This window comes from Paracidovorax valerianellae (genome assembly GCF_900102625.1).
Lineage (GTDB): Bacteria > Pseudomonadota > Gammaproteobacteria > Burkholderiales > Burkholderiaceae_C > Paracidovorax > Paracidovorax valerianellae.
In genome coordinates, this window is sequence record NZ_FMZC01000011.1 from 1 (window position 1) to 13,861 (window position 13,861).

The 13,861-nt window shown below is 66.0% G+C and carries 14 protein-coding genes; 6 read left to right on the forward strand and 8 right to left on the reverse strand.

Features of this window, described 5'->3' with window-relative positions; all coding sequences use genetic code 11:
• Nucleotides 1-180: 180 nt before the first annotated feature.
• The 4 genes from BLT03_RS16125 to sctC are packed head-to-tail and all read right to left on the reverse strand — an operon-like array spanning nt 181 to nt 3,782.
• Nucleotides 181-606, reverse strand: a complete 426-nt coding sequence (locus tag BLT03_RS16125; protein WP_092744790.1) for a hypothetical protein — start codon at nt 604-606, stop codon at nt 181-183.
• Between the two features lie 17 nt (nt 607-623).
• Nucleotides 624-887 (reverse strand): hypothetical protein, encoded by a 264-nt coding sequence (locus tag BLT03_RS16130; protein ID WP_092744791.1) that lies wholly within the window; start codon nt 885-887, stop codon nt 624-626.
• Nucleotides 888-912: 25 nt separating this feature from the next.
• Nucleotides 913-1,908 carry an HrpD5 family protein gene (gene hrpD5 / locus BLT03_RS16135; RefSeq protein ID WP_092744792.1) on the reverse strand — a complete coding sequence of 332 codons (996 nt, stop codon included), beginning with the start codon at nt 1,906-1,908 and terminating at the stop codon, nt 913-915.
• A complete protein-coding gene (gene sctC, locus BLT03_RS16140) occupies nt 1,905-3,782 on the reverse strand; it encodes a type III secretion system outer membrane ring subunit SctC (RefSeq protein WP_092744793.1) in 1,878 nt (625 codons plus the stop codon). The genes hrpD5 and sctC overlap by 4 nt, the downstream gene beginning before the upstream one ends.
• Before the next feature lie 355 nt (nt 3,783-4,137).
• On the opposite strand from sctC, the gene BLT03_RS16145 reads away from it, so the two are divergent.
• Together BLT03_RS16145 and BLT03_RS16150 are read left to right on the forward strand one after the other, a co-directional pair.
• Nucleotides 4,138-5,652, forward strand: coding sequence for a class I SAM-dependent methyltransferase (locus tag BLT03_RS16145; protein ID WP_175537781.1), 1,515 nt, complete (start codon nt 4,138-4,140; stop codon nt 5,650-5,652).
• Nucleotides 5,652-6,389 (forward strand): lytic transglycosylase domain-containing protein, encoded by a 738-nt coding sequence (locus tag BLT03_RS16150; protein ID WP_092744795.1) that lies wholly within the window; start codon nt 5,652-5,654, stop codon nt 6,387-6,389. Before BLT03_RS16145 ends, BLT03_RS16150 begins: the two co-directional genes overlap by 1 nt.
• A 177-nt stretch (nt 6,390-6,566) precedes the next feature.
• Here BLT03_RS16150 and BLT03_RS16155 read toward each other — a convergent pair whose 3' ends face one another.
• The 4 genes from BLT03_RS16155 to BLT03_RS16170 are packed head-to-tail and all read right to left on the reverse strand — an operon-like array spanning nt 6,567 to nt 10,053.
• Nucleotides 6,567-7,346, reverse strand: a complete 780-nt coding sequence (locus BLT03_RS16155) for a hypothetical protein (RefSeq protein ID WP_139160419.1) — start codon at nt 7,344-7,346, stop codon at nt 6,567-6,569.
• A complete protein-coding gene (locus BLT03_RS16160; RefSeq protein WP_245711428.1) occupies nt 7,328-7,840 on the reverse strand; it encodes a GNAT family N-acetyltransferase in 513 nt (170 codons plus the stop codon). Before BLT03_RS16160 ends, BLT03_RS16155 begins: the two co-directional genes overlap by 19 nt.
• Before the next feature lie 11 nt (nt 7,841-7,851).
• A complete protein-coding gene (locus BLT03_RS16165; RefSeq protein ID WP_092744940.1) occupies nt 7,852-8,232 on the reverse strand; it encodes an HrpB1 family type III secretion system apparatus protein in 381 nt (126 codons plus the stop codon).
• 42 nt (nt 8,233-8,274) lie between these two features.
• A complete protein-coding gene (locus tag BLT03_RS16170) occupies nt 8,275-10,053 on the reverse strand; it encodes a hypothetical protein (protein ID WP_092744797.1) in 1,779 nt (592 codons plus the stop codon).
• A 526-nt stretch (nt 10,054-10,579) separates the two neighbouring features.
• On the opposite strand from BLT03_RS16170, the gene BLT03_RS16175 reads away from it, so the two are divergent.
• From BLT03_RS16175 to trpC, 4 genes are all read left to right on the forward strand, one after another.
• Entirely contained in the window at nt 10,580-11,149 is a 570-nt protein-coding gene (locus BLT03_RS16175; protein WP_092744798.1) for an aminodeoxychorismate/anthranilate synthase component II, read from the forward strand.
• Complete coding sequence (locus BLT03_RS16180) at nt 11,146-11,811, forward strand: LysE family translocator (RefSeq protein ID WP_092744799.1); 666 nt, start codon at nt 11,146-11,148, stop codon at nt 11,809-11,811. The genes BLT03_RS16175 and BLT03_RS16180 overlap by 4 nt, the downstream gene beginning before the upstream one ends.
• 69 nt (nt 11,812-11,880) lie before the next feature.
• Nucleotides 11,881-12,918 carry an anthranilate phosphoribosyltransferase gene (gene trpD / locus BLT03_RS16185; RefSeq protein WP_092744800.1) on the forward strand — a complete coding sequence of 346 codons (1,038 nt, stop codon included), beginning with the start codon at nt 11,881-11,883 and terminating at the stop codon, nt 12,916-12,918.
• A gap of 120 nt (nt 12,919-13,038) precedes the next feature.
• Complete coding sequence (trpC, locus tag BLT03_RS16190) at nt 13,039-13,839, forward strand: indole-3-glycerol phosphate synthase TrpC (RefSeq protein ID WP_092744801.1); 801 nt, start codon at nt 13,039-13,041, stop codon at nt 13,837-13,839.
• Nucleotides 13,840-13,861 lie beyond the last annotated feature (22 nt).

Here is a 13,861-nt window from a genome sequence, read left to right on the forward strand (position 1 = left end):
TTCTGGTTGTTTTGCTGTTGCTGCATGCGATTCATCAGTGCTCGCGTATCGCCGTCCGGCCTGGTCGTAGACATGTTGATTTCCTTTGTGAAGTGCGGAACATTCCGCGTTGCTGAAAGCCGCACCGCGCGGCCCCCATTCGGTGAGGCATGTCGGCTGGTGCCGCCATGCCGATTCGGTTCAGTGAAGGGAAACCCTTCGGCTTTGCTGGCCCACATACTTCAGCACCCCGAAGGCGGCTTCGCGCACTTCCTGGTCTGCGTGTGTGGCCAGCACGTTGTCGATCCAGTAGCGCCACCCCCGGTCGCCGCCGAACAGCATGGCGATGGCCATGGCCACTTTGTTTTCGCCGTTCTGCGGGTCTTCCTCGATGCGCGATGCAAGGGCTTCCCGTGCATCGCCCACCTGGCCGGCCATCGCCAATGCAACGGTCCGGTACAGCGAGTAGCTGTGGGAGTCCTCCAGCGTCATCTCGACGGTGGAATGAATGGTTTGCGCGTCGTCGCCCACCCGGTAGATCGTTCCCAGCAAACCCACGGTCATGAGGTTGCGGTAGATCACCGGATATGCGCTCTTGGCCGCAGTTTTTGCTTCGGGGACCAGCATGGCGGGCTCCTTGTGTCTCAAACGACGAGGGTGGTGCCGTGCAGGGTTTCCCAGATCCGCTGGATCACCCGCTGCGATGCATAGAACGCCTGGATCAGCTGGGTCACCAACTGGCGCTCGGCGTCGACCTGGGTGGACTTCAGCATCGCGCTGCTTTCATCCGCGATCTCGGCGAAGTAGCGGATCATTGCCCGCGCACGGTCGCCGCTCTTGTCCTCGGTGAGCGCCTGATCCAGGTTGGCGAGGTCGCTGAAGATGATGGTTTCGTTGGAAGCAGTCATGGTGTTGGCGTTCGTTGGGTGAGGGTTAACGGGAAATCGACCAGTCATTGGCAGCCAGTGCCTCGGCATTCGGTGGCGACAGGTGCTTCACACCGTCGCGCGTCTGCACGTACTGCAGGTCTCCGGTGTTCATCAGCGCGCTCATGCGCTTCACGCCTGCCGGTGGCAGTTCCGATGCGCTCACTTCGATCCGTTTGACCAGCGGAGCCAGGTCGGCGGCGATGCGGGTGGCGCTGTCCTTGAGCGCCGCTAGGTTCTGCGTATCGCCCGTGACGTTGAAGCGGCCTTCGCCCAGGTGGTGGATACGAACGCCGGGGCGGGCGATGGCGTCGGCAATGCTCTGCTCCACTTCCGTGGCGGTGGCATAGGCGTGCACGACGCGTTCTCGTTTGAAGGGAGCCAGCAACTGGCGCACCGTGTCCGCATCCGAAGAGTCGGCCAGCAGGCCGCGCACCGTCACGCCGTCGGCCTGCGGAATGACTTCCAGTCCCGAGATCGGTGCGGCGGCCAGCGCACGCTGTACCCGCACCAGAAGCGGTTCCTGCGGTGGTTGTTCCTGGTTCGCGGCACCGGTCGCAGCGCGGTCGCGGCTCGGTGGGCTCAGCGGCGCGACGGCGGCACTCAGGGCTGCGGTCATGAGGGCGGTTCCGACGACGGCAGAGAGCACCATCGGCGAGACCTTGCGGCCTTTGGGCGCGGCGGCCATGGTGACTTGGCCCAGGCGTGCGATCAGATCGACGCTGGCGGGCCAGGCGGCATCGCCGGGGCCGGTGCACAGCACGATGTCGCCCATGCGATGGGGAACGAAGTCCTCCATGGGCAGGGAGGCTTTGGCCTCGCCGTGTGGTGACAACGCGAACTGAATCATTCCGTCCTCTCCCGCTTCGATCAACATCGCTTCCGAAGTCCAGTCCGTGAGCTGGATATCTGCTGCGTCTTCCGCGCTGACCAGGTAGCGCGTTGAAGTCAAATTTATCTGTGCGCCGGCATGCTGGCCGGTCAGTATGCGAAGCTGCTTCATGGCTTGCGAACCTCATTCAAAAGAGCGACGGGCGAGGGAGAAGCGCCGGAAAGAAGCCGAGGCGTGATGAGAAAAAGCCGTTCGGTGCGCTGCGTCTGGCGGTCGGTGTTGCGAAAGGCTCCACCCACCAGCGGCAGCTTGGAGAGGCCAGGCACGGCGTTGATCTGGGACTGCTCCGACTCCACCGTGATGCCACCGATGAGCAGGCTTTCGCCTTCACGGACATGGGCTTCGGTACGGATCTCGGTCTTCTTGACGATGGGTACCTGGTCCACCAGATTGGTCTCGAAGGCGCCGTCTTCGATATAAAGGGTCAGCTTCACGCTGTTGCCGCCATCGATGCGCGTGACCTGCGGAGTCATCTCCAGCAGCGTTCCGGCCTCGATCTGAAAGAGGTTCGCTTCCAGATTGCCAGCCACACGCACGGTAGCCACGCGCTTTTCGCGCATGACGGCGGTGCGGTTCGCCACCCCCATCACGGAAGGCTTGGACAGGATGCGGGCCTTGCCCTCGCCCTGCAGCGCGTTGACCCGGGCCAGCAGATGCCGGCCGGCGTCGGCCACGATGGTGCCCAGGGCCGCAGCCGGCATGAGGCTGTTGGACAGGTTCATGCTGACGTTCGTGTCGCTGCCCCGCAGCGTCCAGTTCACGCCCAGCGCATCCACGCTGTCGGAGTTCACCTCGATGATGGTGGCTTCCAGTTCCACCAGCTGGGGCTTTTGGTCGAGCCGCCGGATCAGTTTCTCGATCTCGGGCATCAAGTCCGCTTTTCCGTAGACCACGACGGAATTGGTTCCCTCATCAGCCTCGAAACGGGGGGGCTTCGCTTCGTCGTCGCCGTTCTTCTCGGGTGCGGTCAGTGGCCGAAGGTCTGAAGCGGGCGTGCTGGCATCCTGGTTGGTGGCGCGGGGCAGGGGGGGCAAAAACTGGTTGGCTGCAGGCAGCGGGACATATCCGCCCAGCTTCTTGCGCTTGATGTCGCTGTCCTTGTCCATCATCTTGAGCAAAGAGGCGTTGCTGGAGCTCTCCTTCTCCTGCTCGCCATACAGCTTGCGCAGCATGGTGGTGACGCCTGGCGCCGTCGTGTTGCCGACGGGGCGGTCGCCCGCCGAGGCGAACTGCAGCGTGAACACGCGCACCGTTCTGGAATTGTTTTCGCTCACGCCGGCGTCGAGGGCTTCCAGGGCGGAGCTGACCAGCTCCAGATGCCGTGGCGGGCCGGACGCGTACAGCGTGCTGCTCGTTTCGTTAAACCGGATCGGATAGCGCTTGTCGCCCAGGTCGAACGACTGCAGCAGCTCGGCCACCTGGTCCCGGTCGAACCCCTTGAGCCGGAACATGCGGCTTTGCATCGCGCGGCCCGGATAGAAATACAGGGCGGTGCCGTCGTGGTACCACAGCAGGTTGTAGGCGCGCGAGATGCTGTCGAGGAACTCGCGGGGCTTCAGGTCGAAGTTCGCGTTCACCACGCCCTCGACCCCGTCCGCCACGATGGCAGGGGTACCCCGGCTGGCGGCGAAATCCTGCAGCACGTCCGAGATGCGTTTGTTCTCGGCCCGGTAGACGAAGCGCCCCTTTTCCCAAGGCGCCTGCTCGGTGGTGGTCATCGGCAGGGGCAGTGCTTTGCCGGCCGACAGCGATGTGGCCCGGGCCGAGGGCGTTGCCACCGGCCGCGTGGCGGCGGATGCTGCGGCCTTGTCAGTTTCTGCGACCGCGGTGGGGATGAAGGGGCTGGCTGCGGCGGGCAGGCCGGACAGGCTGCCCAGCCGTTGCGACATCTGCATATAGCCCGCAGAGGATTGCGCCAATGCAGGGCCGGTCAGGGACAGCGCGAGCAGCACCGCGGCGAGGGAGTCGCGGTGAACGGCTCCCATGCCGCAGGCCGGGAAGGCGGATGGCTTGCGTGGGATGGGGGCGGTGGACTTCAACGCGGACTCCGGTTCGTTGGGCTGGCAAACGAAGAGTAGGGCGCGACCTCTGCCGCAGCGGTATGGCAGGCGAAGCCGCGGATGGCGGCGCGAAGGCCGCCAGCGTCGCGGAGAAAAGGGGCTCCCGGCCGGCCCTTGCGCCCAGTGCAGCGATGCCTCTGCTTCGCCTTTCCGGCCATCGTTTCGACTGCGGGGCATGCGCTCGGGCGCATTGCGGCTGCAATGGGGAAAGCCGTTCGTGCCCCTCGCGAAAGCGCAGGCGCACCTGCCCATCACTGTCCCAACGCTTGAAGGAAGACCGATGAAATCACCCCAGCCTGCAGTGCTCGACGTGCGCAGCGAACCCTATACGCGCGGCTACTACCGAGCCCTGTCGCCGGCGCAGATGAGCGTGGCCCTGGAATCCCGCGGCGTTTGCGGACCGGACCTGTCGGCGCCCTTGAACTGCTTCGAGCTAGGAATGGGTTTCGGCCTGCCGCTCGTGGCGCATGCGGCGTGCTTTCCGCACATGCGGTTTTATGGCAACGACTTCAACCCGCACCATGTAGCTTATGCCGACCAATTGGCGCGTGACGCGGGCCTCACGAATGTGGAGGTGTTCGAAGACGCCTTCGAAACCCTGCTGGAACGCGATCTGCCGCCCATGGACATCATCTCCATGCACGGCGTTTACTCTTGGATCTCACCGGCACTGCGCAAGGTGGTCATGCGCTTCATCGCCGAGCGGCTGCGCCCCGGCGGCGTGGTGTTCGTCAGCCACAACGCGCTGCCTGGCTGGGCTGCGCAAATGCCACTGCGGGAGCTCGTGAACCTGCATGGGCTGCGCCAGGTTCCCGTCAGCGCCACGCCCATCGAGCGGCTGTCGCAAACGCTGGATTTCCTTGACGATTTCGCCAAGGTGAATCCGGCCTATTTCGGGGGGGACGTATCGGTGCAGGCACGCTTGTACAGCCTGCGCCGCCTCGACCCGCATTACGCCGCGCACGAGTATTTCAACCCCGACTGGCACCCCATGCACTTTCACCAGGTGGCCAGCGAGATGGCCGAGGCAGGGCTTGAATTTGCCGCGCCGGCCGTGCTGGCCCAGCAGGTCGACGCAGCCATCCTTTCCGACGCCACGCGGGAGCTGCTGAGCGGTGTCGATGACCCGTTGATGCGCGAGACCCTGCGCGACTTCGCGCTGAACACTTCCTTCCGGTGGGACCTCTATACCCGTGGCGCGCCCCGTGCCAGCGCGGCGCAACAAGAGCAGTTCCGTCTGGACCGCGCCTGGATACTGGCCACGGCGCGCAGCGAAACCAAGGAAAGCCCCTTGTCCGACAGCGCCGCCGAACATGTGGACGGTGCGACCGTGGCGCGCTTGCTCGATGCGCTGGCCCAGGGCCCGGCCACCGCTCGCGAACTGGCGGAGCGGCCAGAACTGGCTTCGCTGGGCGCGGAGTTCATCGTCGAAGCGTTGATGCTGCTGGAAAACGAGGCGCAGGTGCACCCTGCGTTGCCAGCGGCCCTGCGGGAAAGCGCGCGGGAATCGGTGCTGCGATTCAACGCGGCGATCATGCAACGCCCGGAAGACGACGGTCTGCATTACCTGTCCTGCAGCGCCAGCGGCCAGGCCATGGGCTGGTCGGCGATGGCCATGGCGCAGATCCGCAGCGCCTGCCAGGGCGCCCAGACGCCGCTGGAGATGGCCGATGCCATGCGTGCACGCTTCCAGGGCGATGGCGAAGGGCAGATGCCGGCCGAACGGCTGGAGCACAGCGCCCGCTGCTTCTTCGCAGGCCGCGGCCCGGTACTGCGCAACCTGGGCTTGCTGTGATGGCCCGCTGGCAGCGCCACGCTTTGGTGGCGGCCGCGGCCCTGCACGCGTGCGGTGCGCAGGCGCTCATCGCCTACGACTGCTGGGTGAAGGGTAACGATGCCGATCCGGTGCGCGTGGCGTTCGACATCGCCAAGCGCTATCCGGCGATCGTCGGCCAGTGCCGGGCCGTGGAGCTGCCCGATCCCCCAGCCGACCTGGCCGACCCGGACGATTCTGCAGGCGACGTGGCTGCGGTCTCTGGCGTGCGGGTGATCCGCGCGCCACGCGCTGCCGTCGCGGGTTCCTCACGCGCTTCAGGCGCCCTGTGGCCCACGGCCATGGTGACGCCGCGGTGGCGCCACGAAGCGCTGTGGCCGGTGATCGAGTCAGCGGCCACGCGCCATGCCATCGACCCGCACCTGGTGCAGGCCGTGATCGAGGTGGAGTCGGCCTACTCGCCCAATGCGCGGTCTCCCAAGGGGGCGCTGGGCCTCATGCAGTTGATGCCTGCCACCGCCGCCCGCTTCGGCGCGCCGTCCAGCGCAGACCTCTACACGCCCGCCGTGAATGTCGAGACCGGTGTGCGCTACCTGCGATTCCTGGCCGACAAGTTCAGCGGCCAGACCGATCTGGTCCTGGCCGCCTACAACGCAGGGGAGGGCGCCGTCGTGAAGCATGGGTACAAGATTCCGCCCTACCGGGAAACGCAGGACTACGTGCGCAAGGTACTCGACCGCTACCCCGCCGTCCGCTGATCCACTGTATTTTCCTCAAGGGCCGTGCAATGCCTGCCGGCCCTTTTTTTTATGCGCTCAACGGCGCGAAAGCAGGCCCTGCTCAGACATGAAAAAAGGGCACCGGAATCATTTCCGTGCCCTTTCCTCCAGCGCCCTTTTGTCTGCCAGCGCAATATGCAGCCACTGACGATGGCGTCAAATCGGCAATGCCTTGTCGCGAAACGGCAGCGCCGCGTCGGTGAGCAGCCACTGGATCAGGTGGGCCGGGCTCAACTGGTCCGCCAGCGCGATGGCTTGCGCTGAGAGCTGCACCTTCGTATCGCCCAACCCTTGCTGCGCCAAGGCGCGTGCGGCTTCGAGCACCAGGGGCTTGGCGGACTCGATGTTTCCGGCCGGGTCGCCCGCGTCCACCAGTTTGCGGCGGGCATGCGCAGGCACTTCGGCCAGCCGCACCAGCGAGGCGATCAAAGCCGGCGAAGGGGCGACGCTGCCGGGCTGAAAGCCCTGCTGCGCATCGACCAGCAGCCATTCACGCTCCTCGTCGATACAGGCAATCGCCGCGTCGGCGTGGGCGGCATCGCCGGCGCCACCGCCTGCGGTGGCACACGGCAGCCGCAGGCGTTCGAAGTCGGCGCTGTTGGCATGCACCTGCGAAAGTTGGTTGTCCGACAGCAGGCGCAGCGCACGGTTCAGCGAGCGGCCCTCCTCGCCCGCCAGGGTCTCCAGCCGCACCAGCAGGCCCTGCAACGCCATGTGGCGCTGGGTCAATGCGCTTTCGCAGCCGGGCAACAGCAGGTTGCTCGAAACCCACAGGCCGGAGGACCGGGGAAATCCGTCGTCCAGAAAAATGGGCGGCTGCACCATGGACACGAGGCGAAGGCGGACGCCCACGCCGCCGTGAGGCACGATCCGGTGCGCGCCGGCACCCCACGCCTGGGGTGGCGGTGTGGCGACTCTCAGTGAGGGTGAAGGCATGGCGATGCTCCGTTGAAGGATGGGCCGTTCAGTCCCGCGACCGGCGCGCTGCGATGGCCCGGGATCGGGTAGGCGGTCTTGCGCAGGCCACCCTGCGCCGTGATCCGGTAGATGATGTCGTCGCCCTGCTCTTCGACGCGGGGCCAGCCGTGCCGCTCCATGAAGCGCAGGCAGCGGTGGTTGTCGCTTTCGACCGCGACCAGAATCTCGGGTTTCAGCGAAAACAGCCACTGCAGCGCCGGTTTGAGCAGCAGCGCCCAGAGGCCGTGGTAGCGCGGCAGCACCGCGATGTGGGCCTGTTCGCCGTCGAACAGGATGCCGCCGATCGGCGCGCCATCGGCTTCGAAACCGATGGAGGGGCAGTCGGCATAGAACGCGACGAAGGCATCGCGCGTGACCGTCTGCGTGTAATCCTGGGCGGATCCGGACCGGTAGCGGTCCGAATCCGCGTCGTAGAAAACGCCCAGGTCGGCTTGTGGGGAGAGCCTCAGCATGGCGTGGGCTTTCAGGCGTGCTCGCCAGCCAGCTCGGGCTCCAGCTGCAGCAGTTCCCGCATGGACTTGCGCACATGCTCGTCCTCGCTTTCCAGGCAGCTTTGCGCGTGGTAGTGCCAGGTGGGGTCGCCCATGATGTTCAGGCACAGGGCCTTCAGCTCCGGGGCGGCGTCCTCCCCCAGCGAGTTGAGGTACTGCAGGGCTTCTTGCGTGTAGCCGCGCTGGATCGCGATGAGCACCGGAAAGATCAGGTACTCCTCGGTGTCCGGGCTCAGCGCGTTCAGCTCTTCCAGCATCGTTTCCGCCTCGTCCAGCTGGTTCTCGCGAATGGCGTTGACCAGGGAGACGGCCAAGGCTGCGATGGGATCTTCGTGAACATTGGAGTCGTCCATGGTCATTGCCTTTTCATAAGAGTGAGAGGTGGAGAAACCGCGTCAGGCGCGGATGTGCATGTGCATGTCGATCGACACGCTGCCGCCGCCGGCGGTCGTCGGCAACTTGCCCGCGACCTTGTCCAGGCCGAGGCCCGATGCATCGATCGGCAGGCTGTTTTGCAGCGATGGCAGCTTGATCGCGCTCTTGTCCAGGCTCAGGCCCGCCGCAGCGCCCTTGGTGGCGGTGTCCACGACCGACTGCATCACTCCGCTGATCACGTCATTGACGACCGATTGCATGGTGTTCTGGATGCCCTCGCGCAGGCCGCCCAGCGAGTTGCCGGAGCCTGAGCCAGACCCGAAGCCGTTGCCGCCCTGGCCTTGTGTCAGGGGCGAGCTGCCCAATGGCTGCAGCGCCTTGCCCAGCACCTGGCCGACGATGTTCTGGATGGCCTGGTCGGCCACGCCCATCAGCTTGTCCTGGATCGAGCTTTGCAGGCCCTGCTTGAGGTCCATGGCGATCTGCTTGCTGCCCGAGCGCACGCCGGTCGCGTTGCGCGGGCTGCTCACGTTGGACAGCGTGTCTTCCAGCACGCCTTGGCCGAGTGCCGCCAGCGCGTTGTTCTGGTCGAGCCCCAGCTTGGGGATCAGTGTGAACAGAGCGGCCTGCACCGCTGCCTGGATCGCCATGTCGATGGCGTTGTGCACCGAGTTCTGCACCGATTCCTTGACGGCTTCGCGGCGCGATTGCACCGGCTGCACTTCCTGCGGGCCGTTGCTGCCTTGCGGGCCATGGGTGGTCGGGCCGGTAACCTCCGAGCCGCGGCGTCCGCGGGTGTGCACGGCGGTGCTGGCGGCGTCGCTCGCGGCGTCGCCGAGCAGGTTCGTGCCGGTGCCCACCAGGGCCGAGTTGCCGTTGGGATCCAGTGCTTGCTGGATGCTCTGGATCAGCTTGTCGATGGCGCTCTGAATGACCGTGTCCACGGCATCGCGGGCCGCAGATTCGGCCGCATCACGCGCGCCCTGGCGGAAGCCGGTTGGCCGGTTTTCTGCCAGATCGTCCACATCCCGGCGCGTGCCTGTCAGGCCCGTGTCGGACACACCGTCGGAGCCTTGGCGCGTGGTCGTCGATTGCGGGCCTAACAGGTCGTCGCCGTTCTGGCGCGTTGCGCCTCGGGGAGCGTTCGGCATGTCGCTGGGGATCTTGCGAAAGCTTTCGCCGTCTGCAAAGCGACCGGCTCGCGAAGCGCCCAGGCCGCCGCTGGTTGCGGCGCCGATGGTGTCCACCGCAAGGCCGCCCAGCAGGGACGTGCCATTGGGGTCCAGTGCCTTGGAGGCCACCTTGGTGACTTCCTGCGTGGCCAGATCGATGGTGGCGTCCACCGCCAGCCGCGCCACGTTCTTGGCGATGCCGCCTGGCCCGAAATTCGATGCGGTTTCCATCGCGCCGAGGGCCAGGTCCTTGATGCCGTTGAGCGCTTGCGTCAGGTTGCCCTTGGCGATGCCCTTGGCAAAGCCGATGGCGCCCTTCTTGATGTTGGTGAGGCCGCCCTCCACGCTGTCCACCGCGGTGTCCACCACCTTCTGAACGACGCTCTGCGCTTTCTTGAGCACTTTGTCGAGCGCCCCGTCCAGTAGCGTGTTGGCCGCCAACGCCGCCGGCGTGAGGTTGATGACCCCGCGGGCAAGGTCGCCGCCCGCCTCCCCGATTTTCTTGAGGCCTGCCGCGGCCCCTTTCAGATCGAGCGTGACAAGGCCCTTGGCCAACTGTCCGACGCCCTGGACCGCCTTTTCGATGCCCTTCGCGATTGACTTGAAGGCATTTTTGATCGCACCCATGGATTGACCCCTTTGCAGTTGATGAAAAAAAGCACTGGGCGGCAAACGGCCTTCTCGGAAAAAGGGGGCGGTTGCAGGACCCAACGCGGAGATTCCGACTTTCCGCGTGTGAACCCCGTGTAAAGGTTTGTCATGCGATGCGGATTGCGGCCATGCGAAGTGGCGCAGGTCGCTCGGGCCGAAGCGCTCTTGATGCCGCTTCGGCCGGCGCCATGGCCCGGCATGCCGGTGATGTGCAGGGGCAATTCCGGCGCGCACACGCCATGGTCGGGCAGGGGATGCGGTCAGGTGATAATCGCCGCCATGCCTCATCCGCGTCCCTGCCTGGCGGCACTCCTCGACCTTCGTTGGCGCAAGCCTGCGAACTGACACCCCTGCTGCGCCCTGGCGGGCGCGCATCCCACCCAGTTTTTCCTCGCTGCCCCCGGCAGCCGCGAGACCGCCCGGACAGGCGGACCGCGCAACGAGGCGGACATTCCCCAACGGGGGCCGGGCCGGCACCCCATGCATTCAAGAGGTTCAAGCCATGCTGCTGATGGTCGACAACTACGACAGCTTCACCTACAACATCGTCCAGTACTTCGGAGAGCTGGGCGCCGAGGTCGAGGTGTTCCGCAACGACGAGATCACGCTGGAGGGCATTGCCGAGCGTGCCCCCGACCGGCTCGTGATTTCGCCCGGCCCGTGTTCGCCGGCCGAAGCCGGCATCTCTGTGGCGGCCATCCGCCATTTCGCCGGCAAGCTGCCCATCCTGGGCGTGTGCCTGGGCCACCAGGCCATCGGCGCGGCGTTCGGCGGCACCATCGTGCGGGCGCAGGAACTGATGCACGGCAAGACCAGCGTCATCACCACCACACAAAAGGGCGTGTTCGCCGGCCTGCCCGAGCAGTTCACCGTGAACCGCTACCACTCGCTGTCGATCGAGCGGGCCACCTGCCCCGACGTGCTGGAGGTGACGGCCTGGACCGACGACGGCGAAATCATGGGCGTGCGCCACAAGACGCTGGACATCGAGGGCGTGCAGTTTCACCCCGAAAGCATCCTCACCGAGCACGGCCACGCCATGCTGCGCAACTTCCTGCAGGCACGGCCATGATGGATACGCACCAGCTCCTCGTGTTCGTCGCGGCCGGCTGGCTGCTCAACCTCACGCCCGGGCCGGATGTGCTCTACATCGTCACGAACGCCCTGAAGTCCGGCGTGCGCGCCGGCATCGTGGCGGGCTTGGGGATCACGGCGGGGTGCTTCGTACACATCGCCGCGACGGCCGTGGGCGTGGGCGCGTTGCTGGCTGCATCGGCCACGGCGTTCACCGCACTCAAGGGGCTGGGCGCGGCTTACCTGGTGTGGATGGGCGTGCGCATGCTGTTCGCCAAGGCGTCCGGCGACACCAGCAGCGGTGCCGCCCTGGCGGCCGCACGCGCCGCGCCGGCAGTGCAGGCGTCGCTGAAGAAGGTTTTCCTCGGCGGTTTCTGGACCAACGTGCTCAACCCCAAGGTCGCGATCTTCTTTCTGGCGTTCGTGCCCCAGTTCATCGCGCCGGACCTGCAGAACAAGGCGCTGGCCTTCGTGCTGCTGGGCGTGCTGTTCAACGTCAATGCCATTCCCGTCAACGCCGGCTGGGCGCTGGCGGCCGGCTGGATGGCGCGCCGCGGCGGCATGGTCCACAAAAGCATGCACTGGCTCGACCGTGTGGCGGGTGCCATGTTCATCGGCTTCGGCATCCGCCTCGCGCTCTCCGAGCGGCCCGGCGCCTGAGGCGGCGCGAAAGCGCCTCGCTCCTGCACTCGCACCTAATTCTTCGAGCCCTTCATTCGAGACCACGGCATGACCATCACCCCCCAGGAAGCGCTGCAGCGCACCATCGAGCACCGCGAAATCTTCCATGACGAGATGCTGCACCTGATGCGCCTCATCATGCGCGGCGAACTCTCGCCCGTGATGACCGCCGCCATCGTGACCGGCTTGCGCGTCAAGAAAGAAACCATTGGCGAGATCGCCGCCGCCGCGCAGGTCATGCGCGAGTTCTCCAACAAGGTCCATGTGCCGGACACCACGCACATGGTGGACATCGTGGGCACCGGCGGCGACGGCGCCAACACCTTCAACATCTCCACCTGTGCCATGTTCGTGGCCGCTGCGGCCGGCGCCAAGACGGCCAAGCACGGCGGGCGCGGCGTTTCCAGCAAGAGCGGCAGCGCCGACGTGATGGAGTCGCTGGGCGTGCACATCAACCTGCCGCCCGAGGCCATCGCGCGCTGCATCGCCGACGTGGGCATTGGCTTCATGTTCGCGCCCAACCACCACCCCGCCATGAAGAACGTGGCGCCGGTGCGCAAGGAAATGGGCGTGCGCACGATCTTCAACATCCTCGGCCCGCTCACCAATCCGGCGGGCGCGCCCAACATCCTCATGGGCGTGTTCCATCCGGACCTGGTGGGCATCCAGGTGCGCGCGCTGCAGCGCCTGGGCGCCGAGCATGCGGTGGTCGTCTACGGGCGCGACGGCATGGACGAAGTCAGCCTGGGTGCCGCCACACTGGTGGGCGAGCTCAAGCGCGGCGAGATCACCGAGTACGAAATCCACCCCGAAGACTTCGGCCTGGCCATGGCCAGCAACCGCACCTTGAAGGTCGAAACCCCCGAACAGTCGCGCGACGTGCTGCTCGGCGTGCTGCGCGGCCAGCCGGGCCCCGCGCAGGACATCGTCTGCCTGAACGCCGGCGCAGCCCTTTATGCGGCCAACGTGGCCGACTCCATCGCCGACGGCATTGTCCGAGCGCGGGCCGCGATTGCCAGCGGCGCAGCACTGGCCAAGCTGGAGCAATTGGTCGCGCGCACGCATGCGCTGGCGGCGGGCGGTTGAAGGCAAAGCCGTGCAGTCGCCGCGGGCACTGCGTTGCCAGAGGCGGTAGCTGCCCCCCATTTGTTAAGTTAACGTCAGAAAACAGGGCTCCGACAGCCCCTGGAAAAAAGGCTCCCATCCATGTCCGACATCCTGAACAAGATCATTGCCGTCAAGCGCGAGGAAATCGCCGCGGCGCAAAAGAAGACGCCGCTGGCCGCCATGCGCACAGACGCGGAAAGCCGTGTGCTGACGCGTGATTTCGAAGCGGCCTTGCGCGGCAAGATCGCCAAGGGCCATGCGGCCGTGATCGCCGAGGTCAAGAAGGCCAGCCCGTCCAAGGGCGTGCTGCGGGAGGACTTCATTCCCGCCGACATCGCGCAAAGCTATGCCGAAGGCGACGGCAAGGTCAGCGCCGCGTGCCTGTCGGTGCTGACCGACCGGCAGTTCTTCCAGGGCCAGCCCGACTACCTCAAGCAGGCGCGTGCCAGCTGCCAGTTGCCGGTGCTGCGCAAGGACTTCATGGTGGATGCCTACCAGATCTACGAATCGCGGGCCATGGGCGCCGACGCCATCCTGCTGATCGCCGCCTGCCTGGACGACGCGCAGATGGCCGAGTTCGAGGCCATCGCGCACAGCCTGGACATGGCCGTGCTGGTGGAAGTGCACGACGGTGCCGAGCTGGACCGGGCGCTGCGCCTGAAGACGCCGCTGGTGGGCATCAACAACCGCAACCTGCGCACCTTCGAGGTGTCACTGTCCACCACGCTCGCGCTGCAAAAGAACGTGCCGGCCGATCGCTTGCTGGTCACCGAGTCGGGCATTTTGTCGCCCGCCGATGTGCAGCAGATGCGCGAGGCGGGCGTGAATGCCTTTCTCGTCGGCGAAGCCTTCATGCGCGCGCCGGAACCGGGCGAGGCACTGGCCAAGCTGTTTGGTTGATTGGTTGGTTTGCTATTAAATT